This window comes from Mumia flava (genome assembly GCF_002797495.1).
GTDB classification, from domain to species: domain Bacteria; phylum Actinomycetota; class Actinomycetes; order Propionibacteriales; family Nocardioidaceae; genus Mumia; species Mumia flava.
Genome location: NZ_PGEZ01000001.1, coordinates 2,856,400 through 2,879,476, shown reverse-complemented (window position 1 = coordinate 2,879,476; position 23,077 = coordinate 2,856,400). Strand labels below are relative to the sequence as shown.

Annotated in this window: 19 protein-coding genes; 6 read left to right on the top strand and 13 right to left on the bottom strand. The window is 71.5% G+C overall.

What is annotated here, in order from left to right:
- Positions 1-11: 11 nt before the first annotated feature.
- The gene (locus CLV56_RS13380) at positions 12-1,703 is read right to left on the bottom strand and encodes a hypothetical protein (protein ID WP_157805161.1); all 1,692 of its coding nucleotides are present in this window, start codon (positions 1,701-1,703) and stop codon (positions 12-14) included.
- A 176-nt stretch (positions 1,704-1,879) separates the two neighbouring features.
- Complete coding sequence (locus CLV56_RS13375; protein WP_245857819.1) at positions 1,880-3,130, bottom strand: MFS transporter; 1,251 nt, start codon at positions 3,128-3,130, stop codon at positions 1,880-1,882.
- 149 nt (positions 3,131-3,279) lie between these two features.
- Between CLV56_RS13375 and aqpZ the strand changes: the two genes are divergently transcribed.
- Together aqpZ and CLV56_RS13365 are read left to right on the top strand one after the other, a co-directional pair.
- Positions 3,280-4,032, top strand: coding sequence for an aquaporin Z (gene aqpZ / locus CLV56_RS13370; RefSeq protein ID WP_245857817.1), 753 nt, complete (start codon positions 3,280-3,282; stop codon positions 4,030-4,032).
- A 105-nt stretch (positions 4,033-4,137) separates the two neighbouring features.
- The gene (locus tag CLV56_RS13365) at positions 4,138-5,127 is read left to right on the top strand and encodes a malate dehydrogenase (RefSeq protein ID WP_039364299.1); all 990 of its coding nucleotides are present in this window, start codon (positions 4,138-4,140) and stop codon (positions 5,125-5,127) included.
- A gap of 246 nt (positions 5,128-5,373) precedes the next feature.
- On the opposite strand, the gene CLV56_RS13360 is transcribed toward CLV56_RS13365, so the two are convergent.
- From CLV56_RS13360 to CLV56_RS13350, 3 genes are all read right to left on the bottom strand, one after another.
- The gene (locus tag CLV56_RS13360) at positions 5,374-5,766 is read right to left on the bottom strand and encodes a phage holin family protein (protein WP_039364296.1); all 393 of its coding nucleotides are present in this window, start codon (positions 5,764-5,766) and stop codon (positions 5,374-5,376) included.
- A gap of 89 nt (positions 5,767-5,855) precedes the next feature.
- On the bottom strand, positions 5,856-6,143 hold the full coding sequence (locus tag CLV56_RS13355; RefSeq protein ID WP_100414951.1) for a DUF3017 domain-containing protein: 288 nt from the start codon (positions 6,141-6,143) through the stop codon (positions 5,856-5,858).
- Positions 6,140-7,000, bottom strand: coding sequence for a bifunctional methylenetetrahydrofolate dehydrogenase/methenyltetrahydrofolate cyclohydrolase (locus tag CLV56_RS13350; protein ID WP_039364349.1), 861 nt, complete (start codon positions 6,998-7,000; stop codon positions 6,140-6,142). The genes CLV56_RS13355 and CLV56_RS13350 overlap by 4 nt, the downstream gene beginning before the upstream one ends.
- A 31-nt stretch (positions 7,001-7,031) precedes the next feature.
- Here CLV56_RS13350 and CLV56_RS13345 point away from each other — a divergent pair, with 31 nt between their 5' ends.
- Positions 7,032-7,577, top strand: a complete 546-nt coding sequence (locus CLV56_RS13345) for a YbaK/EbsC family protein (RefSeq protein ID WP_039364293.1) — start codon at positions 7,032-7,034, stop codon at positions 7,575-7,577.
- 148 nt (positions 7,578-7,725) lie between these two features.
- On the opposite strand, the gene CLV56_RS13340 is transcribed toward CLV56_RS13345, so the two are convergent.
- From CLV56_RS13340 to CLV56_RS21025, 4 genes are all read right to left on the bottom strand, one after another.
- Positions 7,726-9,948 (bottom strand): NADP-dependent isocitrate dehydrogenase, encoded by a 2,223-nt coding sequence (locus CLV56_RS13340; protein WP_039364290.1) that lies wholly within the window; start codon positions 9,946-9,948, stop codon positions 7,726-7,728.
- A gap of 93 nt (positions 9,949-10,041) precedes the next feature.
- Positions 10,042-11,601, bottom strand: coding sequence for a bifunctional phosphoribosylaminoimidazolecarboxamide formyltransferase/IMP cyclohydrolase (gene purH, locus CLV56_RS13335; protein ID WP_039364287.1), 1,560 nt, complete (start codon positions 11,599-11,601; stop codon positions 10,042-10,044).
- Positions 11,598-12,185, bottom strand: a complete 588-nt coding sequence (purN, locus tag CLV56_RS13330; protein ID WP_245857910.1) for a phosphoribosylglycinamide formyltransferase — start codon at positions 12,183-12,185, stop codon at positions 11,598-11,600. Before purN ends, purH begins: the two co-directional genes overlap by 4 nt.
- 19 nt (positions 12,186-12,204) lie before the next feature.
- A complete protein-coding gene (locus tag CLV56_RS21025; protein ID WP_211288068.1) occupies positions 12,205-13,512 on the bottom strand; it encodes a cell division protein PerM in 1,308 nt (435 codons plus the stop codon).
- Between the two features lie 114 nt (positions 13,513-13,626).
- On the opposite strand from CLV56_RS21025, the gene CLV56_RS13325 reads away from it, so the two are divergent.
- Complete coding sequence (locus tag CLV56_RS13325) at positions 13,627-15,504, top strand: sensor domain-containing protein (protein WP_100414949.1); 1,878 nt, start codon at positions 13,627-13,629, stop codon at positions 15,502-15,504.
- A 160-nt stretch (positions 15,505-15,664) separates the two neighbouring features.
- Here the strand turns inward: CLV56_RS13325 and sucD are convergent, their stop codons facing one another.
- Together sucD and sucC are read right to left on the bottom strand one after the other, a co-directional pair.
- Positions 15,665-16,567: a succinate--CoA ligase subunit alpha gene (gene sucD, locus CLV56_RS13320; protein ID WP_039364281.1), complete on the bottom strand. Its 903-nt coding sequence runs from the start codon at positions 16,565-16,567 to the stop codon at positions 15,665-15,667.
- Positions 16,568-16,580: 13 nt separating this feature from the next.
- On the bottom strand, positions 16,581-17,747 hold the full coding sequence (sucC, locus tag CLV56_RS13315; RefSeq protein ID WP_039364277.1) for an ADP-forming succinate--CoA ligase subunit beta: 1,167 nt from the start codon (positions 17,745-17,747) through the stop codon (positions 16,581-16,583).
- Between the two features lie 119 nt (positions 17,748-17,866).
- Between sucC and CLV56_RS13310 the strand changes: the two genes are divergently transcribed.
- Positions 17,867-18,754, top strand: coding sequence for an alpha/beta fold hydrolase (locus tag CLV56_RS13310; RefSeq protein ID WP_039364274.1), 888 nt, complete (start codon positions 17,867-17,869; stop codon positions 18,752-18,754).
- Here CLV56_RS13310 and CLV56_RS13305 read toward each other — a convergent pair.
- Entirely contained in the window at positions 18,732-19,010 is a 279-nt protein-coding gene (locus CLV56_RS13305; protein WP_039364271.1) for a hypothetical protein, read from the bottom strand. The genes CLV56_RS13310 and CLV56_RS13305 overlap by 23 nt on opposite strands.
- Positions 19,011-19,190: 180 nt before the next feature.
- On the opposite strand from CLV56_RS13305, the gene CLV56_RS21020 reads away from it, so the two are divergent.
- The gene (locus tag CLV56_RS21020; protein ID WP_211288067.1) at positions 19,191-20,393 is read left to right on the top strand and encodes a M23 family metallopeptidase; all 1,203 of its coding nucleotides are present in this window, start codon (positions 19,191-19,193) and stop codon (positions 20,391-20,393) included.
- Positions 20,394-20,424: 31 nt separating this feature from the next.
- Here CLV56_RS21020 and CLV56_RS13295 read toward each other — a convergent pair whose 3' ends face one another.
- Positions 20,425-22,983, bottom strand: a complete 2,559-nt coding sequence (locus CLV56_RS13295; protein WP_100414947.1) for a UvrD-helicase domain-containing protein — start codon at positions 22,981-22,983, stop codon at positions 20,425-20,427.
- Between the last annotated feature and the right edge of the window lie 94 nt (positions 22,984-23,077).

Sequence of the window (23,077 nt, the reverse complement as noted above, 5' to 3'; positions counted from 1 at the left end):
TCGCGGTCGGGTCAGGACTCGGGCGCGTCGACGGGCCAGTAGCGCACGAGCGCGTGGGCTTGGGTGAAGAAGCTGCCTTCTTCCTCGGGCACCACGCGATGGATCACCTCGAGCCGGTACGCGCCCGGTTCTGGTGCCGGGTGCGAGGTGAGCAGGCAGTGGTCGAGCGAGGTGCGGACCTCGACGTCGACACCGTCGGACGTGACATCCGCCGACGCCCGCTCCCACCCGGCGAGGTCGGGCGAGTCGGGCGGCTCACCCGACCACAGCTCGAGCGCGACGCTCAGCCGGCGGTTGGAGCCGGCAACCGGGCAGTACGCACCGCTGCGGAAGAACCGCACGCGGTCGGCGACGCCGAGCAACAAGGCCTCCTTCGCGTCGGCATCTGCCGTGCCCGTGCCGAGGTAGGCCCACCACAGGTAGCCCTCCACGTAGGCGTCGTCGACGACCGACCGATGCACGAGCTTCGGACTGTCCATGGTGCTTCTTCCTGTGTTCCACCACTGCGGCACCGAGCCCGGATCCGGCGTCGGGAGTGCCAGGGGCTTGGCATCCTCCGCCGCCAGTGGGCGCGGTTCACTGACAGATCGGCCCAACACGATCGTCGGACGAAGACACACGCTGATCTGGTCGGAACCGGATCGATTCCTGATGGTGACCTCGTCGCCCGACGCCGCAATCGGAATCCAGGTCACGGCCGAGACACCCGACAACGGATCCTCATGCAAACCCAAGGCAACGACCCCCCGCTCACCGATAGGCGGTGCCCCCGTCGGGTACACGTCGACCCAGCCCGTGGCATCACCGGTCGCATCGGAGGCCCACACCGCGATCTCTGCTCCCCCGATCTCGTTCACGCCAAGGGACTCGCGCAAGCTCAATGATCTGGTCTCCCGGTCACCCACGTCCACGCAGATCGACCGTGTCTGCGGCGTCGACGTGAGGATCCCCGCGCCAGTTCCGTCACCCGACACGTACCCCGTCACCGTGACGACGACGCGCGCTTGCTCGCTCCCGACCAGGTCGATCGCCAGATGCCCCGAACTGTTCAACCGCATGATCGAGGAGGACGCCTCCGACGAGCTGCTTGCCCGGTACGCGATCGCCCCCGGCTCCGTGGGCGTCCGTGGCGCTGCATCGCCACCTCTCCCGAAGTACACGACTCCATCTCCTGCCGAATCCACGCTGACACGTCCGAGAACAGCGAGCGTCCCCGCCGGTATCCCAAACCTCCTCGTGACGATCAGCTCGCCGGAGGCGTTGGCTTCGAGAGCCATGCCGGGAAAGGCGACAGGATTCTGGAGGAGAACAATCCGTCCACGATCGATCTCGGCGGTCCCCTCAGAGGCATGAAAGGCGAGCGCGTCAATCCTGGCGTGGGTCGAACCGATCGAGTTTCCCACCTGAAATCGGCCGTCCGCGTCCAACGGGACGGTCACGGATTGCGGCGCCGGCAAGCGGCCCACGCCGTACTGCGAAACGGTGATCTGATCGTCCTGGGGTCCGACCACGATGCCGTCACCGTCGGTCGTCGCCGATCGCACGGTGATCAGCACCGTTACCGCATCGACCCCACGTGCGGGAATGCCTCCGATGCCTGAGGCCTGGACCTGCCGTCGGCTCCCCTCGAGCGGCTGCGTGTCAACCTCGGTATCGAGCAGCGTGACGGCAGGAATCGGTTTGACCACTCGCTCTTGGTTCACGCGCCTCCTTCGGCGGCGCTGGCAGTGGCTGCCCGCGTCCGGGGCGCGCCAGTCTTCTCGACTGGATCAACGCTGTCAACGTGCGTTCGCCTCGGCTCCGCCCAGGATTCGGGCGATCCGAGGAGAGATCAGCACCGTCATTCTTCCCCGGATTGCCCACATCGCGGTCGGGCGGGTCAGTACGCGAGGGACAGCGACAGGCGCTCGCTGCGGTAGAGCACCGCGGAGGCGACGAGGATCCCCAGGCCGGCCAGGCTGAGCAGCACGCCGACCCACGCGGTCGAGAGGTACCCGAACCCGGCCGCGATCGCCGCACCACCGAGTGCGGCCCCGAGCGCGTTCGCGGCGTTGAGAGCGGAGTGGTTCAGCGCGGCGCCGAGCATCTTCGCGCTCCCGGCGACCTGCATCAGCCGCATCTGGAGCAGCAGACCGAGCGCCGACGCAGCCGTCGACAGCAGGAAGACCCCGGCGAACATCAGCGCGCCGTGCTGCGCGGTCCACGAGAAGATCGCCAGCAGCACCGCCATCGTCGTCAGCATCGCGACCAGCCACGCGAACAGCGCGTGGTCAGCGAGCCGCCCGCCGATCGCAGTCCCGGCGATCGACCCGAGCCCGAACGCGAGCAGCGCCACCGGAACGTACGCCTCGGCGAGGCCGGTCACGTCCGTGGTGATCGGCGCGATGTAGCTGTAGACGGCGAACAGGCCGCCGAACCCGACCGCACCCACGCCCGCGGTCAGCAGCACCTGCGGCTTGCGCAGGGCGCGCAGCTCGCGCCGTACGGTCGCCGACGTGTCGCGCTGGTGCTGCGGCACGAACGCGCCGATCATCCCGATCGTCACGACGGCGAGCGCGACGACGACCCAGTACGCCGAGCGCCAGCCCATCGCCTGCCCGAGCCAGGTGCTCGCCGGGACACCGGCGAGGTTGGCTGCGGACAGCCCCATCATCACCGACGCGACCGCGCGTCCGCGTCGCTCCGGCGCGACCATCGACGCGGCGATCAGGGACGCGACGCCGAAGTACGCGCCGTGCGGGAGGCCGGCGACGAACCGGGCCAGCACCAGCGTCTCGTACGTGGGGGCGATCGCGGTGAGCAGGTTCCCGAACGCGACGGCGGCGATCAGGCCGATCGCGAGCGCGTGCTTCGGCAGCCGCGCGGTCAGCGACACGATCACGGGGGCGCCGACGACGACGCCGACCGCGTACGCGGAGATCAGGTGCCCCGCACTCGGGATCGAGACACCGGCCGCGTCGGCGATCTGCGGCAGCAGGCCCATCGTCACGTACTCGGTCGTGCCGATGGCGAAGCCGCCCAGCGCCAGCGCGAGCAGGGCGAGAGTGAGGTGGGCGGGACGGTCGTCGCGCCGCTCCCGCAGGATGCGAGGCAGGCGTACGGTCCGGTGGCGAAGCTGCGAATCGGTCACCAGAACCACAATAAGTTTGGCTGCACGACAATTCCCGGCCGAGCGGGGTGACCTCACTCACCCGCGTGTCACCGCGCGAATCCCCTCGAATGCGGACAAGATCGTCGGTGGTGACCCATCACGAACCGGGGGGAACGATGACACCGAAGATGAGCGCCCGCCTGGGCGCGGAGATGCTCGGCAGCTTCTGGCTGGTCTTCGGCGGCTGCGGCACAGCCGTCCTGGGCGCGTACTTCCTCGCACCCGACAACGAAGCGGTCAACCTCGGCGTCGGGCACCTCGGCGTCTCGATCGCGTTCGGCCTCACGGTCCTGACCGGGATCTACGCGCTCGGCGCGGTCTCCGGCGGGCACTTCAACCCAGCAGTGACGTTCGGGCTCGCGCTCGGCAAGCGGTTCCCCTGGAAGGACGTCGTCCCCTACTGGATCGTGCAGATCATCGGCGCCACGATCGGCGGCGCCGTCCTGCTCGTCGTCGCCAACGGCATCCCGGGATTCTCGGCATCCGAGTCGGGCTTCGCCACCAACGGGTACGACGACCTCTCCCCCGGCGGCTACTCGCTGCTCGCCTGCGCCGTGATCGAGGTCGTGCTGACCGCGATGTTCCTGTACGTGATCCTCGGCGCGACCGACGCCCGGGCGCCGATCGGATTCGCGGGTGTCGCGATCGGTCTCGCGCTCACCCTCATCCACCTCATCTCGATCCCGGTCACGAACACCTCGGTGAACCCGGCCCGCTCCCTCGGCGTCGCGTGGTTCGCCGGCTCCGACGCGTTGTCGCAGGTCTGGTTGTTCCTGCTCGCACCACTCGTCGGCGGAGCGATCGCCGGCCTGACGTACGCGCTGGTGACCGGCGTCGATCGCGAAGGCGTCGAGGTCACCGGCGACGTCGAGGCTGAGTAGCGGGCACGCTCGCGGTGTGACCCGCGACTCTGCAGGACGGGCGGTGTTGCTAGCGTCGGCGACACCGTGTACCACGCGTACGCCCCGTCCTTCTGAGGAGATGTCGTGAGCGCAACACCCGTGAAGGTGGCCGTCACCGGCGCCGCCGGTCAGATCGGCTACAGCCTGCTCTTCCGGATCGCCGCCGGCGATCTGCTCGGCCCGGACACGCCCGTCCAGCTGCGGCTGCTCGAGATCACCCCCGCGCTGAAGGCGCTCGAGGGTGTCGTGATGGAGCTCGACGACTGCGCGTTCGGCCTGCTCGACTCGGTCGAGATCGGCGACGACCCGAATCACATCTTCGACGGCGCCAACCTCGCGCTCCTCGTCGGCGCGCGCCCCCGTACGAAGGGCATGGAGCGCGGCGACCTGCTCGAGGCCAACGGCGCGATCTTCACCGCGCAGGGCAAGGCGCTCAACGACAACGCGGCCGACGACATCCGGATCGGCGTCACCGGCAACCCGGCCAACACCAACGCGCTGATCGCGAAGACCAACGCGCCCGACATCCCGGCCGAGCGCTTCTCCGCGCTGACCCGCCTTGATCACAACCGCGCGCTGTCGCAGCTCGCCGCGAAGACCGGCGCGAAGGTCACCGACATCTCCAAGATGACGATCTGGGGCAACCACTCCGCGACCCAGTACCCGGACGTCTTCCACGCCGAGATCGCCGGCCGCAACGCCGCCGAAGTCGTCGACGACCAGGCCTGGATCGAGAACGACTTCATCCCGACCGTCGCCAAGCGCGGCGCGGCGATCATCGAGGCGCGCGGCGCGTCGTCGGCGGCCTCCGCCGCGTCGGCGACGATCGACGCCGCCCGGGACTGGCTGCTCGGCTCGCCCGAAGGCGACTGGGTATCGATGGCGGTCTCGTCGGACGGCTCCTACGGGGTCCCCGAGGGCCTGATCTCGTCGTTCCCGGTGACCACCAAGGGCGGCGACTGGGAGATCGTCCAGGGTCTGGAGATCGACGACTTCTCGCGCACCAAGATCGACGCCAGCGTCGCCGAGCTCGCCGAGGAGCGCGACGCCGTCACCAAGCTCGGCCTGATCTGACGCACCCGCCGCTGGTCGAGGCATCCCTACCGCTGGTCGAGGCGCGAGCGGAGCGAGACCCTACCGCTGGTCGAGGCGCGAGCGAAGCGAGACCCTACCGCTGGTCGAGGCGCGAGCGAAGCGAGACCCTACCGCTGGTCGAGGCGCGAGCGAAGCGAGTGATCGAGACCAGGGGTCTCGATCGGGCTCGTTCCTCGCCCGCCTCGACCAGCGGATTGGCTGAGCCCGCCTCGACCAGCGGTCGGGTCAGTCGTCGTCGCGCAGGGACTGGACGCCGGCCTTGACCAGCAGGAACGGCACCACCAGCGTCGCGAGCGCCGCGACGAGCCAGACGATCAGCGCGGCCAGGATCCAGGTCCCCGCTCCGCTGATCTCGATCCCGTCGGACAGGAGCGACGCGACGATCAGCGCCGCGAGCGTCGAGATGATGCCGACGCCACCGACGAACGCGTTCGCGTTCTTCACCGCGACCTTGAGAATGAACGGCGACAGGATCGCCTGAGCGATCGCGAAGATCACCACGGCGACGACGAAGCCCCCGGCCGACACCGTCATGTCGTCCAACAGCGACCCGGCGATCAAGATCCCGATCGCAGCGCCGATCAGGGAGATGCCGATGTTCCAGAGCATCCGAATCATGTCCGGAGCCTAGCGCCAACTCACCCCTCGTGAGGCCGTCCGGGCGGCGACGCGCCGTACGGCCGGGTGAGGTGCCTGCGTGTGCTCCGTCAGGCGAACAGCCCCGGCGGCACGATGATCGCCAGGGTGACCAGCGCGGTCCCGAGCAGCGCCATCCACACGGTGTCGAACACACGACCCCGCACCCGCAGCAGCCCGGCGGCCGGATCGGGCAGCACCGCTCGTACGACCGCGCCGAACACCAGCGACGCGCCGATCGCCGCGATGCCGAACCGCCACGCCCCCACGCCGACCATCACCATGCCGACGCCGAGGACGGCGACCAGGGCGACGAAGACCTGGCTACCGCGTTCCTTGAGCTGCCCCTCGGCTCTCATGCGTCGGCGGCTGCCCGCTCCGCGGCCTCGACGACGTTCTGCAGCAGCATCGCGCGCGTCATCGGCCCGACACCACCGGGGTTCGGGGAGACCCACCCCGCCACGTCCATGACGTCCGGGGCGAGGTCGCCGGCGATCTTGCCGTCCGCGTCGCGGCTGACGCCGACGTCGAGCAGCGCGGCGCCGGGCTTGACCATGTCGGCGGTGATGATCGACGGCACCCCGGCCGCGGCGACGACGATGTCCGCGCGGCTGACCTCCGCGGCCAGGTCACGGGTGCCGGTGTGGCACAGCGTGACGGTGGCGTTCTCCGTACGGCGGGTCAGCAGCAGGCCGAGGGGGCGGCCCACGGTGACGCCGCGACCGACGACCACGACGTTCGCGCCCGCGATCTCGACGTCGTTGCGGCGCAGCAGCTCGACGATCCCGCGCGGCGTGCACGGCAGCGGAGCCGGCCGGCCGAGCACGAGCCAGCCGAGGTTCGTCGGTTGGAGGCCGTCCGCGTCCTTGGTCGGGTCGATCGCGCCGATCACGGCGTTCTCGTCGATCGACTTCGGCAGCGGGAGCTGGACGATGTAGCCGGTGCAGGCGGGGTCGGCATTCAGCTCGGCGAGGTGGTCGAGGACCTCGGCCTGCGTCGCCGTCGCCGGCAGGTCGACCCGGATCGACTCGATCCCCACCTGTGCGCAGTCGCGGTGCTTGCCGTTGACGTAGATCTGGCTGCCCGGGTCCTCACCGACCAGCACGGTGCCGAGGCCCGGCGTCACGCCGCGCTCCTTCAGCGCGGCGACCCGCTCGGCCAGCTCGGACTTGATCGCGGCGGCAGCCGCCTTCCCGTCGAGGATCTGCGCAGTCACGGTCGCCAGTCTCGCATGCGAGGATGCGCCCATGTCTGCCAGCCTCGGAACCCTCGACCTCGTCCCGGCCGCCGAACGCCCGGACCTGCTCGCGCCGCCCGTCGCGGGTGCGCTCGCCGGTCTGTCGGCGGACGACGCCGCCACGGTCCTGGTCTGCGAGATCGACCCGGACCTCGCCGACACCGCGGCGCTCACCGACGCGTACGACCTGCCGCTGGAGGTGTCCGCGAACTGCATCGTCGTGCTCGGCAAGCGCGCCGGCGAGGAGCGTACGGCCGGGTGTGTGATCCCCGCGGACGCGCGGCTCGACGTCAACGGCGTCGTACGCAAGCGGCTCGACGTGCGCAAGTGCTCGTTCGCGCCGCGGGAGTGGGCCACGGAGCACACGGCGATGGAGTACGGGGGGATCACGCCGGTCGGGCTGCCCGGCGCGTGGCCGCTGCTGATCGACGAGCGGGTCGCGCAGCTGGACCAGGCGATCATCGGGTCCGGGCTGCGCCGCTCCAAGCTCGTGCTGCCCGGCCGCGTGCTCGCCGCACTCCCGGGCGCCCAGGTGCTCCCGCTCGCGACCGCCTGACCCCCCCGGCCCCGGGCTCGGGCGGCAAGGCAGCGTCTACGGTGGCCCTGCGTACGGGCGCGGCTGGACGCTGTCCTACCGTCGGCGGAACGCGACCGCGAGCGGTAGGACAGCGTCCACGGAGCGGGGCCGCCCGGGACGCGGTTGCTCAGCCGCCGAGGGACTGCAGTGCGGCGTTCCAGGTGGCCGACGGGCGCATCGCGGCATCGGCCTTGGCGACGTCGACGCGGTAGTAGCCGCCGAGGTCCACCGGCTTGCCCTGGACCGCGACCAGCTCGTCGACGATCGTCTGCTCCTGCTCGCGCAGCGTCGCCGCGAGCGGGGCGAAGGCCGCGGCGAGCTCCGCGTCGTCGGTCTGCGCCGCCAGCTCCTCGGCCCAGAACAGCGACAGGTAGAAGTGGCTGCCGCGGTTGTCGATCCCGCCGAGGCGACGCGTCGGCGACTTGTCCTCGTCGAGGAACGTGCCGTTGGCCCGGTCGAGCGCAGCCGCGAGGACCTTCGCCCGGGCGTTGCCGGTCGCCTCTCCGTACTGCTCGAGGCTGACCGCCAGGGCGAGGAACTCGCCGAGGCTGTCCCAGCGCAGGTAGTCCTCCTTGACCATCTGCTGCACGTGCTTCGGGGCCGAGCCGCCGGCACCGGTCTCGAACAGCCCGCCGCCGTTGATCAGCGGCACCACCGACAGCATCTTCGCGCTGGTCCCGAGCTCGAGGATCGGGAACAGGTCGGTGAGGTAGTCGCGCAGCACGTTGCCGGTCACCGAGATGGTGTCCTCGCCGCGACGGATCCGCTCCAGGGAGTACGCGGTGGCATCGACCGGCGCCAGGATCTCGATCGTGAGGCCGTCGGTGTCGTGCTCGCCGAGGTACGCCCGGACCTTCGCGATCAGGTTCGCGTCGTGGGCGCGGGTCTCGTCCAGCCAGAACACCGCGGGGTCGCCGGTCGCGCGGGCGCGGGTGACGGCGAGCTTGACCCAGTCGCGGATCGCAACGTCCTTCGTCTGGCACATCCGCCAGATGTCACCGGCGGCGACCTCGTGGGAGAATACCTCGTCGCCGGCCGACGTGACGACGCGGACCACGCCGTCGGACTGGATCTGGAACGTCTTGTCGTGGCTGCCGTACTCCTCGGCCTTCTTCGCCATGAGACCGACGTTCGGGACCGAGCCCATGGTCGACGGGTCGTACGCGCCGTGGGCCTTGCAGTCGTCGATCACGGCCTGGTAGACGCCGGCGTAGCTGGAGTCCGGGATCACCGCGAGGGTGTCGGCCTCCTCGCCGTCCGGGCCCCACATGTGGCCCGAGGTGCGGATCATGGCCGGCATCGAGGCGTCGACGATGACGTCGCTGGGGACGTGCAGGTTGGTGATGCCACGGTCGGAGTCGACCATCGCGAGCTCCGGGCCGGACGCGATCTCGGCCTCGAACGACGCCTTGATGGCGTCGCCGTCGGGGAGCTTCGCGAGACCGGCGAGGATCCCGCCCAGGCCGTCGTCCGGAGTCAGACCGGCGGCGGCCAGCGTCTCGCCGTACGTCGCGAAGGTCTGCGGGAAGAACGCCCGGACCGCGCGGCCGAAGATGATCGGGTCGGAGACCTTCATCATCGTGGCCTTGAGGTGCAGCGAGAACAGCACGCCCAGGTCCTGCGCGCGCGCCACCTGGTCGGCGAGGAACGCGTCGAGCGCGGCCGTGCGCATCACCGTGGCGTCGACGACCTCGTCGGCGACGACCGGCACCGACTCCTTGAGCACCGTGGTGGTGCCGTCGGCGGCGACGTGCTCGATCTTCAGCGTGTCGTCCGCTGCGATCACGGCCGACTTCTCGTTGGAGCGGAAGTCGTCGACGCCCATCGTCGCGACCTCGGTCTTGGAGTCGGAGCTCCAGGCGCCCATGCGGTGCGGGTACTTGCGGGCGTACCCCTTCACCGACGCGGGCGCACGGCGGTCGGAGTTGCCTTGGCGCAGCACCGGGTTGACCGCGCTGCCCTTGACCTTGTCGTAGCGGGCGCGGACGTCCTTCGCCTCGTCGGTGCTCGCGTCGTCGGGGTAGTCCGGGATCGCGAAGCCCTGCTGCTGCAGCTCGGCGATCGCGGCCTTGAGCTGCGGGATCGAGGCCGAGATGTTCGGCAGCTTGATGACGTTGGCCTCGGGCCGCTCCACGAGCTCGCCGAGCTCGCCGAGGGCGTCGGGGACCTGCTGCTCGGCGGGCAGCACGTCGTCGAACTGCGCCAGGATGCGACCGGCCAGCGAGATGTCGGCGGTCGCGACGTCGATCCCGGCGGTCGCGGCGTAGGCGCGGATCACCGGCAGGAACGAGTGCGTCGCCAGAGCCGGAGCCTCGTCGGTGTAGGTGTAGATGATGGTGGAGTCGCTCACGGATCGCCCTTCGACTGCGTGAAGTTCTGTCGATATCAAGATATCTCGGACCGGGACCGAGGGTGAGGCCGCCCCGCGGGGCGGCCCCGCGGCTCAGTGGAAGAAGTGCCGGGTCCCGGTCGTGTACATCGTGATGCCCGCGGCCTCGGCCGCCTCGATCACGGCCTCGTCTCGTACCGATCCCCCGGGCTGGACGACGGCGCGGACGCCGGCGTCGATCAGCACCTGGAGACCGTCGGGAAACGGGAAGAACGCGTCCGACGCGGCCACCGCACCCGCGGCCCGCTCGGCGCCCGCTCGCTCGACGGCCAGGCGGCAGGAGTCGACCCGGTTGACCTGACCCATCCCGACGCCGACCGCGGCCTCGTCGTTCGCCAGCAGGATCGCGTTCGACTTCACCGAGCGGCACGCCGTCCACGCGAACGCGAGATCGGCGAGCGTGCGCTCGTCGGCCGGCTCGCCCGACACCAGCGTCCAGGAAGCGGGGTCGTCCCCGTCGGCGTCGACGTGGTCGGTGCGCTGGACCAGCAGCCCGCCGGAGACCGGACGCATCTCGATCCCGCCGCCGTGCGGGTCGGCGTCGCAGATCAGCACACGGATGTTCTTCTTGCGGGTGAGGATCTCCACGGCGCGCGGCTCGTACTCCGGCGCGACGATCACCTCGGTGAACACCTCGGCGACCTGGTCGGCCATCGCGGCCGTGACCGTACGGTTCGCCGCGATCACGCCGCCGAACGCCGAGACCGGGTCGGTGGCGTGCGCCTTCGCGTGCGCGACCGCGATGTCGTCGGCGACCGCGATGCCGCACGGGTTTGCGTGCTTGATCACCGCGACCGCGGGCCGGTCGAAGTCCGCAGCGGCACGACGGGCCGCGTCGGCGTCGACGTAGTTGTTGTACGACATCTCCTTGCCGTGCAGCTGGCGCGCGGACGCGATCCCGGGGCGGGAGCCGTGGTAGAGCGCAGCCGCCTGGTGCGGGTTCTCGCCGTACCGCAGCACCGTCGAGAGCGCCCAGTCCCCGCCGACCCACGCCGGGAACTGCTGCGCGGGCTGCGGTGCGTGCACGCTCTCGAACCAGCTGGCGACCGCGATGTCGTACGTCGCGGTGTGCGCGAACGCCTCGGCGGCGAGCCGCTTGCGCTGCTCGAGGGTGAACCCGCCGCTGCGCGCGACGTCGATCAGCGCCTCGTACCGGGTCGGACTGACCACGACGGCGACCGAGGCGTGGTTCTTCGCGGCGGCGCGGACCATCGACGGCCCGCCGATGTCGATCTGCTCCACGACGTCGTCCGGGGCCGCGCCGGAGGCCACCGTCTCGCGGAAGGGGTACAGATTGACGACGACCAGGTCGAACGCCTCGATCCCGAGGTCGGCGAGCTGCTGCCGATGGCTGTCGAGCCGCTGGTCCGCCAGGATCCCGGCGTGGACCCGGGGGTGCAGCGTCTTCACCCGACCGTCGAGCGTCTCGGGGAACCCCGTGAGCTCCTCGACCTTCGTCACGGCGACCCCGGCCTCCGCGATCCGGGCCGCGGTCGACCCGGTCGAGACGAGCTCGACCCCCGCGTCGGACAGCGCCGTCGCCAGGTCGGCGAGGCCCGTCTTGTCGTACACCGAGATCAGGGCCCGCTTCAGGGGGCGACGATCCTCGCTCATCCGATCGTGACCTTTCTTCCGTCGATGGTCCAGCCGCGCCCGACCATCGCGCCGACGACGTCGACGAGCTGTCGACGCTCGGCCTGCTTGATGCGTTCGGTCAGGGTCTCCTCGGTGTCGTCGTCGGCGACCTCGACGGCCACCTGCGCGACGATCGGACCCGTGTCGACGCCGGCGTCGACGAAGAACAGCGTCGCGCCGGCGACCTTCACGCCGTACTCGAGCGCGTCACGGGGACCGTGGATCCCGGCGAAGCTCGGCAGCAGCGAGTTGTGCGTGTTGACGTAGCGGTCGGTGAACTCCTCCAGGAAGGTCGGACCGACCAGCTTGAGGAACCCGGCCGAGATCACCAGGTCCGGCTCGTACGCAGCGACGGCCGCGGTCAGCGCGGAGTCCCACGCCGCCCGGTCCGGGTGGTCCGAGACACGCTCGACGAACGTCGCGACCCCCGCCGCCTCGGCGCGCTCCACGCCGTACGTCCCGTGCCGGTCGGCTCCGACCGCCAGCACCTGGGCGCCGTACGCGGGGTCGCCGCAGGCGTCCAGGAGCGCCTGCAGGTTGCTCCCCGATCCGGAGACCAGCACCACCAGACGCGCCGGACGGTCACCCGTCGGAGGCGTCGTCCGGGCGACCGACTCGCTCGCCGGACTCTCTCCCGGCGTCGGAGCCGCCGTCGGCTGCGGGTCCGGTGCGGTCGTCCCGCCTGGGCTCGACTGCGGCGTCGTGTCCTCCACGCGGCCCACGATAGTGGCCGAACGCCCCACCGAGCGCGCCGCCCACCGCCAGCACCCCGATCGCCAGGGACCCGGCGAGCAGCAGGTCCGGGCCCGTGTCCGCGAGCCGTCCCGGTCCGACCGCGCCGCCGGACAGGGTGGTCGCCGCCGCCACCAGCGTGCCGGCGAAGGCCCCGGCGCCGGCGCCGACAGCGAGCGCTCCCATCGGGTCGGTCGGGTGACGCCGGGCCGCGAGGAATCCCGCCAGCGCCCCGGCGAGCAGCGGGAGACACCCGAGGACGACGAACCAGCCCGGGCGCTCCCCCTCGGCCGGGATCCAGGCCAGGACCGGCAGCGCGGGCAGCGGCCCGAGCGTCGAGGCGCCGAGGGTGACCGACGTGCCCGAGCCCGCGGCGAAACCCGGGCCCAGCAGCATCGCGACGGCCCACAGGACGAGATTCGGGAGCACGGCCGCGCACACCACCAGCAGTCCGGCGCCACCCAGGGCTCCGGGCGACAGCCCGTCCCAGAGCGCCACCGCCGCGTCGAGGTTGACGACGAGACCACCGACCACGACGAGCAGCCCGCACAGCACCAGGGCGCCGGCACCGATCACGCCGCCCCGGACGGCCGACCGTGCCGAGGCCGGGAGCGCGGCGGCCCACCGGCCCGCCACCCCGGTCGCGAGCGCCGCCCCCGCCGTACCGCACACCAGGCCCACGAGCCCGCCCGCGACCGCGGCGCGCAGCGGATCCACGTGGGCCGGGCCCGTCGCCGACCAGACAGCGAGCAGGGCGAGCGCGCCGGCGTACGCGACCGCGCAGGTCCCGCCCACCACCGCCGTGGTGCGAGCTCGCGGCGCCACGCCGAACGCGAGGCACGTCCGGTGGGCGACGGCGACCAGTCCGATCGCCGCCAGAGCCAGCACGCCGAGCGGGATCGCGCCGATCGGGGTCCCGGCCGCCTCCAGGCCGGACCCGTTGCCGAGCAGCCACGCCATCGCCCCGACCCGCAGGGCGCCCACGGCGTCACCGGACCCGTCCGGGATCCACACCAGGACCGCGACGCCGCCGGCCAGGATCACGCCGCCGGCAGCACCTGCGAGGCCGGCCACGAGGCCCGCGAGCGCGGCGGCGCGCAGCTGGTCCACGGCGGGCCGGGCGGTCGCGGACTCGGGTCGCGCAAGCGTGGAGGTCATCGCGACCATGGTCCCTGTAGCCTTGAGCGCCAGGACGGAGGCACGCCGACGGGGGCGCCGCGGGTCTGCCGTCACCGACGACCGACCAGCACAGCGATCGAGGAGCCCCGGGTCATGCCGAAGGTGGACGAGTTCGACACGTTCTACGACTCCACCAGTCGCTACGTCACCCACCTCGCCTACGCCGTCAGCGGCGACCGGGTCGCCACCGCGGACGCGGTCGCGGAGGCGTACGAGCACGCCTGGCGACGGTGGGCCAAGGTCCGCACCACCGATCCGCTCGCCGAGGTCCGCTCCGAGGCCTTCCACCGGACCCGGGTCTCCCGCGGGACGCACCCCTGGCGTCGCCGCCACGAGGAGGACAGCGACGTCGAGCTGCTCGAGGCGATGGCGGCCCTGCCGGCGCGCGGACGTCGCCTCGTGGTGCTCCAGACGCTCGGCGAGCTCGATCTCTCCTCGGCCGCACGCGAGGTCCAGATGACCGACGAGGCCGCGGTCGCCGCGACCCAGGAGGCCGTCGCGAGCCTCGAGGCCGACCTCGGCCAGAGCATCGGACAGCTCGAGGGACGCCTCCTCGGTCTGGCCGAGGTGTCCGAGGGCATCGAGCTGCCGCGCCCCGCGCACATCCGCCGCATCGCCCGTCGCCGCTCACGACGCAACACGGTCGTGGTCGTGGCGGCCGCGTGCGCCGCGGTCGTCGCCGCCGGCGTCGCCGTCGCCCCGACCGAGCCGATGAGCCAGGCCGCGGCCCAGGAGCGCGATCGGGTGGGCGAGGCCTCCGTCGCCGACGCCGCCCCCGGCGAAGCGATCACGAGCGGCTCCCTGATGACCGCGACCGAGGTCTCGACGATCGCACCGGGCCTGAGCTGGACGACGGTCGCGTCCTCGTCCGACGTCGCCGACCAGCCGTCCGACGACGCGAGCGCCGCGGCGGACAGCCAGCAGGCCGACACCGTCGACGACACTCCGCTGACCGCCTGCGCACCCCAGCGGTGGGCCACGAAGAACCCGGCCGCGCGGCTGATGCGCGAGTTCGAGGCGCAGGAGAAGCCGCAGACCGTCACGCAGACCATCGAGGTCGCCCAGAACGCCGACCAGGCCCGGCAGGCCTACGGCCGGCAGGTCTCGTGGTTCGCCAACTGCTCGGTCCCCGGGATCCGTCTGCTGGAGGCCAGCCGGGTCGCGGGAGCGCAGGGCCGGACCACGATCCTGCGGCTGCGCGACTCCGGCTCGCCCGCGAGCACCATCACGGTGGGCATCAGCCAGACCGGCGTCGCCACGACCTTCCTGCTCCACGACGCCCGCAACGGTGCGGCACCGACCCAGCCGTTCGCGAACGCGCTCACGGAGGGCACCCGCCTGATCTGCGCCGACGCGGCCGGCCCTTGCCCGCGCTCGGGCGCGAAGGCGACCCGCGCACCGCTGCCGCCGACGTCGAAGCACGCGACCTACCTCGCCCTCGTCGACCTCCCCAGTCTCGACGGGCAGAGCCAGCCGTGGGGCGGGACCGATCCGTCCGCGCCGCGCCCGAACCCGGCAGCGACGCTCTGCGACAACGCCACGTTCGCCCCCAAGGAGGCCAAGGGTCTCGACCGCGCGCGGTCGCGGGTGTACGTGATCCCGAACGACAAGGTGGCTCCGCGGCCGTTCTCGGTCGCCGAGACCGTCGCCCGGTTCGGCAACCCCAAGCAGGCCCAGGCGTACGTCGCGAAGCTCCAGAAGCGGATCCGCAAGTGCGACAACCGCGTCGAGTCGGCGAGCGTGCGGACCACGCAGCGCGTGTCCGGTCCGGGTTACCGGGGGCGGACCTGGCGGATCGAGTTCGAGACGGGGCCGAAGGGCCGGCTCTACTACCATCTCGCCCTGGTGCGGCGCGGCAACCTCGTCGCCGAGGTCGCGCAGGCCGGCAACCGCAGGGTCGACCTCGGCAACCGGACCTTCGCCCAGCTCGCCGACCGCGCCGGGCAGCGGCTCGCGAACTCCCCAGGCTGACGCACCCGTACGACGTGGGCCCGCCCCGTACGCCGGGACCGCGTACGCCGGGACCCCGAACGACGGGCCTCCGAACGACGCGAACGGCGCCCCGACCCGCAGGTCGGGGCGCCGTCGTCGTTCAGGCGGGCCCGGGGTCAGCCGAGCCGGGTCTCGACGCTCAGCCGAGGTCCTTGAGGATCGCCCGCATCAGCTCGGCGGTCTCGGACGGCGTCTTGCCGACCTTGACGCCGGCTGCCTCGAGCGCCTCCTTCTTCGCCTCGGCGGTGCCGGACGAGCCGGACACGATGGCGCCGGCGTGGCCCATCGTCTTGCCCTCCGGCGCGGTGAAGCCGGCGACGTACCCGACGACCGGCTTCGTGACGTTCTCGGCGATGTAGGCCGCGGCCCGCTCCTCGGCGTCGCCGCCGATCTCGCCGATCATCACGATCGCCTTCGTCTCGGGGTCGGCCTCGAACGCGGCGAGCGCGTCGATGTGCGTGGTCCCGATGATCGGGTCGCCCCCGATGCCGATGGCGGTCGAGAAACCGTAGTCGGCCAGCTCGAACATCATCTGGTACGTCAGCGTGCCCGACTTCGAGACCAGACCGATCGGGCCCGACCCGGAGATCGTCGCCGGCGTGATGCCCGCGAGCGAGACGCCCGGCGTGATGATGCCGGGGCAGTTCGGGCCGATGATCCGCGTGGTGCCCTTCTCCTGCGCGTACGCGAAGAACTCGGCGGTGTCCTGGACCGGGACGCCCTCGGTGATGACGACGAGGAGCTCGATGCCCGCGTCGATCGCCTCGATGACGGCGTCCTTGGTGAAGGCCGGCGGCACGAACACGACCGAGGTGTTCGCGCCGGTCTTCTCGATCGCCTCGGAGACCGAGCCGAAGACGGGCAGCTCGACGTCGGCGCCGGAGGCGTCGACGTGGCTGACGGTGGTCCCGGCCTTGCGGGCGTTCACGCCGCCGACGATGTCGGAGCCGGCCTTGAGCATCAGCGCGGTGTGCTTGGTGCCCTCACCGCCGGTGATGCCCTGGACGATGACCTTGGAGTTGTTGTTCAGGAAGATCGACATGTGACCTCGCCCCTTATGCGTTCGCCAGCTCGGCGGCGCGGTCGGCGGCGCCGTCCATCGTGTCCACGAGGGTCACGAGCGGGTGGTTGCGTTCGTTGAGGATACGGCGACCCTCCTCGACGTTGTTGCCGTCCAGCCGCACGACCAGCGGCTTGGAGGCCTCGTCACCGAGCAGGTCGAGCGCCCCGACGATGCCGTTGGCGACCGCGTCGCAGGCGGTGATGCCGCCGAAGACGTTGACGAAGACCGCGACGACCTGCGGGTCGTGCAGGATCACGTCGAGGCCGTTGGCCATCACCTCGGCGGACGCGCCGCCGCCGATGTCGAGGAAGTTCGCAGGCTTGACGCCGCCGTGCGCCTCACCGGCGTACGCGACGACGTCGAGGGTCGACATGACGAGGCCCGCGCCGTTGCCGATGATCCCGACCTGGCCGTCGAGCTTGACGTAGTTGAGGCCCTTCGCCTTCGCCTTGGCCTCGAGCGGGTCGGCGGCCTCCTTGTCCTCGAACGCGGCGTGGTCCGCGTGCCGGAAGTCGGCGTTCTCGTCGAGCGAGACCTTGCCGTCGAGGGCCTCGAGCTTGTCGCCGGCCAGGCGCGCGAGCGGGTTCACCTCGACGAGCGTCGCGTCCTCGTTCACGAACACCTGGTACAGCTGCTCGATCGTGGTCGCGGCCTGGTCGAGCAGCTCCGCGGGGAAGCCTGCGGTCTCCGCGATCTCGCGGGCCTTGGCGGCGTCGACACCGGTGGACGGGTCGATCGGGATCTGCTTGACGGCGTCGGGGTTGGTCTTGGCGACCTCCTCGATCTCGACGCCGCCCTCCACGCTGGCGATGCACAGGTAGCGGCGGTTCGAGCGGTCGAGGAGGAACGAGAAGTAGTACTCGTCCTCGATCGACGCGGCAGGAGCGATCAGGACCCGGTTGACCGTGAGTCCCTTGATCTCCATCCCGAGGATGTCGTCGGCGCGGTCGCGGGCCTCCTGCGGAGTCTTCGCGAGCTTCACGCCACCGGCCTTGCCGCGGCCACCGGCCTTGACCTGAGCCTTCACGACGACTGCGCCGCCGCCCAGGTCCTCGGCGCCCTGCTGCGCCTCCTCCGGGGTGTTCGCCACGACGCCGAGCGTCACGGGAACCCCGTGCTTGGCGAAGAGCTCCTTCGCCTGGTACTCCATCAGATCCACGGTGATGCCGTCCTAACCAGTTCGGTACGCTGCCGTACAACCTCTCGACAACCTCTCGCGAGAGTAGTCTCGTGAGCCTCGTCACATCAGTACCGGGGTCTCGGCCCTAGGCTCAGCGCATGGCTTCCGACGGCACTCCGATCAGTGTGCACTCCCGTGGCGCGACTCTCGCGGTCTACCGCGACGGGGATCCGTCCGGGCCGACGGTCGTGCTGGTTCACGGCTTCCCCGACGACCACAGCGTGTGGGACCGCGCGGTGCCGTTGCTCTCCGACCTGGACGTCGTCCGCTACGACGTGCGTGGTGCGGGCGCTTCCTCGGTGCCCGGCGACGTCGACGGCTATCGGATCGAGCGCCTGGTCGACGATCTCGCCGCCGTCATCGACGCCGTACGACCGGACGGCGAGCCCGTGCACCTGGTCGGGCACGACTGGGGCTCGGTCCAGCTCTGGGCCGGGGTCTTCGCCGCCGCGGAGGACCCGCGCCTGACGGGGAGGCTGGCGTCCTTCACGTCGATCAGCGGTCCGGACCTGCGGCTGTACGGCGGGTTCCTGCGGGCCGCGTGGCGCGACCGCCGGCTCGGCGTGCTGTGCCGGCAGCTGGCGAAGTCGTGGTACGTCGGGGCGTTCCAGGTGCCGCGGCTGCCCGAGGCCGGGTTCGACCGGGCCTCGGAGACGATCCGCAGCGTGCTCCGGCGCAGCCAGCGCTTCGACCGGTACGGCGGGGACCCGTGGGGGCCCGATCTGGCGCGCAACGCCTCGAACGGCGTCAACCTCTACCGCGCCAACGCGTTCCGGCAGCTCGGGGGGCTCGCTCCGGAGCCGACCGACGTGCCGGTCACCCTCGTCGTGCCGACCCGCGACGACTTCCTGTCGCCGGAGCTGTACGAGGACCTCCCGCGCCGCGTGCCCGAGCTCGACCGGGTCGACGTCGACGCCGGTCACTGGATGGTCTGGACGCACCCGGAGCGGACCGCCGAGGTGATCAGGCGCCGCGTGGCGGCTTGAGCGGGTCGGTGCTCAGGTCGAGCACGGCGACGTCCTCGGCGCCGAGCGCGTCGAGGGCCGCCCTGACAGCGTCGGCGCCCGGGCCCCCGCCCGTACCGGCGAGCGCGACGACGTCGACGTCCTCCTGGACGGCCACCGCAGCGAGCGCCTCGGCGGTCTCGAGCGCACCGACGAGCACGACCTCGTGGCCGTCGTCGCGCGAGGCGCGCGCGTACGTTGCCACCTGATCGAGCGGGCCGTGAAGAGCGATGCGCACGTTGTTACCTACTTGTCACTCTGATTTGTCCAACTTGTCGTGAAGGTCACATCTTCTCGTTCCCTTCCGATCATGCCAGCGGATTTCCCGAGGACCTTGACCACGCGCCCAACATCCAGCACCCTTGTCGGAATGCCACTCCTTCGGAAACGGGGGCGCATCCGTTAGGGTCGGCAGTCGTTGTCCACCCCCACGGAGGTCCAGCTCGTGACGTCGCGCCCTGCGCCGAAGCGCCGCGCCGAGAAGCCGAGGAAGCGCTTCTCTCGCCCGGCGACCTCCGCAGACGAGACCGGATCGATCGGCCGTCGCAGCGCAGGGAAGCCCCAGGACGAGCCCCGTGCGGAGCGCACGTCCGAGGCCGACCAGGGCTCCGTACGCCCCTCCGGCGCCACCCCGCCCGAGCGCGGGACCTCCCGGTCGAGCGCGTCGTGGTCCGAGGCCCCCGCCTCCCCGTACCGCGCGGCCCTGCGGGACACCCCGACCGAGCCGGCGCAGTCTCCGGCTCCCGGCTCGTCCGCCTACCGCGGCAAGCGGGCCGCCGAGCTCCCCCCGATCCCGTCCGACGCGACGACGCAGATCGACGCCGTCGGCCCCCGCACGACCGTGACCGAGCGCCGTTCCGGTGAGAGCCGCTCGAGCCGACGGCCGGTCCCGCCCGGCTCGCGCTCGACCCGCGTCCGCACCCGCCGACGGCTCCCCGCCCCGGCGCTGGTCGGCGCCGCGGCGCTGGTGATCGCCGGTGTCGGCGCCGTCGCCCTGTCCTCGGCGAAGCCGCCCGTGATCGAGGCGGTCGACTACCAGGCCCTGTCGGCCAGCGTGGACGGCGCGGCGTCGAAGCGGTACGACCCGAACAACCCCGACGTCACCCGTGACTTCGACCGGGCCATGCTGGACAAGCAGGTCGAGGCCCAGGCGGAGCAGCTGCAGGCGTCGCTCGAGCAGCTCGCCGCGAAGGCCGAGCACCGCTCCGAGCAGATCGAGCGCAACCAGTGGGTGATCCCGCTGACGGGCTACCGCCTCACGGCACGCTTCGGCCAGTCCAGCTCGCTGTGGTCGACCGTCCACACGGGGCTCGATTTCGCCGCACCGTCGGGCACGCCGCTGGTCGCGATCGCGCGCGGCACGATCACCGAGACCGGCTACGACGGCGCGTACGGCAACAAGACCGTCCTCACGCTCGAGGACGGCACGGAGATCTGGTACTGCCACCAGTCGTCGATCTCGGTCAGCGTCGGCGAGTCCGTCGAGCCGGGTCAGACCATCGGGACGGTCGGCTCGACCGGCAACACGACCGGCCCGCACCTCCACCTCGAGGTACGGCCGACCGCCGACACTCCGGTCGACCCCCTGCCGGCGCTGCACGAGCACCACGTCTTCCCCTGACGAGTCACTCGCGGCGGGCCCGCGAGTCGCGTCAGATCTTGTCGACGGGCGCGTAGCGGAGGAGCAGACGCTTCACGCCCTCCGAACCGAAGTCGATCGACGCGACCGCGCGGTCCCCCGCACCCTCCAACGCCACCACCGTGCCGAGGCCGAAGGTGTCGTGCGTGACCCGGTCGCCGGGACTCAGGCTCGGCACGTCACGCTTCGCCCGGCTGGCCTGGTCGGCCGAGGCGGCACGCATCGGCGCGGAACGACGCGACGGCGGGGCGTACCCGCCCGACCAGGTCGTCGTGTCGGCCTCGGTGCGCTTCCAGTCGACCAGGTCGGTGGGGATCTCGGAAAGGAAGCGGGACGGCGGATTGTGCGACGGCGCTCCCCAGGCCGAACGGACCAGGGCCCGGGTGAGATAGAGCCGCTGCTCCGCGCGCGTCAGCCCGACGTACGCGATCCGGCGCTCCTCCTCGAGCTCCTTCGGATCGCCGAGCGACCGCATGTGGGGAAAGACCGCCTCCTCGAGGCCGGTCAGGAACACCACCGGGAACTCCAGCCCCTTCGCGGTGTGCAGCGTCATCAGCGTGACCATCCCGTCGCCGGAGTCGGGGATCGAGTCGGCGTCGGCGACCAGCGAGACGCGCTCGAGGAAGGACGCGACCGAGCCCGGCTCGAGAACGTCGTCGGAGGTCTCGGCAGGCTCGACCGGCGCGGGGTCTCGATCGCTCGCTCCGCTCGCGCCTCGACCACCGGGAGACGAGGCCTCGCTCGCGCCTCGACCACCGGGAGACGCGGCCTCGCTCGCGCCTCGACCACCGGGAGACGAGACCTCGCTCGCGCCTCGACCAGCGGGGGTGTCGGAGGCCGGAAGGTCCGCGAGCGTCGCCGCGTCGGAGACGAACTCACGCGCCACGGCGACGAGCTCGGCGAGGTTCTCCGTACGGGCCTCGTCCTGCGGATCGGTGCTGTGCTCGAGCTCGTCGAGGTAGCCCGACCGCGCCAGCGTGGCCTCGAGCACCGCGTCGACGGGCTCTCCCGCGGCGACCATGTCCTGCAGCCCGGAGACCACCTCGACGAAGCCGCGGACCTGGTTCAGGGAGCGCGTCGCGATCCCGGGCGCCTCCTCGGCCTGCTGCAGACCCTCCCAGAACGTGATCCGCTGACGGTCGGCGTACGCCGCCACGCAGGCCTCCGCGCGGTCACCGATCCCGCGCTTCGGGGTGTTGAGGATCCGGCGCAGCGACACCGAGTCCGCGGGGTTGACCAGCACCCGGAGGTACGCGATCGCGTCCTTGATCTCCTTGCGCTCGTAGAAGCGCACGCCCCCGACGACGCGGTACGGGAGGCCGACGCGGATGAACACCTCCTCGAACACACGGGACTGGGCGTTCGTCCGGTAGAACACCGCGACGTCGCCGGGCTTCGCCTCACCCTCGTCGGTGAGCCGGTCGACCTCGTCGGCGACGTACTGGGCCTCGGCGTGCTCGTCGTCGGCGACGTAGCCGGTCACGAGCTCCCCCTTGCCGGCAGCGGACCAGAGGTTCTTCTTCTTGCGGCCCTCGTTGCGGGAGATCACGGCGTTCGCGGCGTCGAGGATGTGCTGCGTGGAGCGGTAGTTCTGCTCGAGCAGGATCGTGCGTGCGGACGGGAAGTCGGCCTCGAACTCGAGGATGTTGCGGATGTTCGCGCCGCGGAAGGCGTAGATCGACTGGTCGGAGTCGCCGACGACGAGCAGGTCGGAGTCCGGCTCGTTGCACAGCTCGCGGATCAGGACGTACTGGGCGTGGTTGGTGTCCTGGTACTCGTCGACGAGGACGTGACGGAACCGCCGCCGGTACACGTCGGCGACGTCGGGGAACGCCTGGAGCAGGTGGACCGTCGTCATGATCAGGTCGTCGAAGTCCATCGAGTTCGATGCCTTCAACCGCTCCTGGTACGTCGCGTACGCCGCGGCGTAGGTCCGCTCGGAGTCGTTCGCGGCCTTCGCCACCGCGGTCTCGTGATCGACGAGCTCGTTCTTGAGGTTGGACACCCAGGCGAGCACCGAGCGCGGCGCGAACCGCTTGGGGTCCAGCTCCAAGTCCCGGCACACCTGCGTCATCAGGCGCTTGGAGTCGGCTGCGTCGTAGATCGTGAACGTGGAGGTGTAGCCGAAGCGCTGGGCCTCCTTGCGCAGGATCCGCACGCACGCGGAGTGGAACGTGCTCACCCACATCAGCCTCGAGCGTCCGCCCACGAACTCGGCGACCCGCGAGCGCATCTCGGCCGCCGCCTTGTTGGTGAAGGTGATCGCGAGGATCGAGCCGGGGTGCACGCGGTACTGGGAGATCATCCAGGCGATCCGCCGGGTGAGCACCCGGGTCTTGCCCGAACCGGCACCGGCGACGACGAGCAGCGGGCCCCCGGTGTGTGTGACGGCCTCGCGCTGGGGATCGTTCAGGCCGGCCAGGAGGCGCTCCGCCTCGGCCGCGCGCTTCGCCTCGATCTCCTCGTCGCTGAGTCGCGCGTGCGACGGCGCCGCCGGATCCGAGGCTCCTCTCGAACGGTCGCGGGCAGCGTCGGAGGCACGGTCGGAGGGCACGGGGAACGGAAGGCTCATCGTGGGTCCCAGCCTACGACCGGGGCCCGACACCGCGGGCCCCGCACCGCCGGACGATGGAGAAGGCTCCGGCACCCCGGGGCCGTACGCTGGT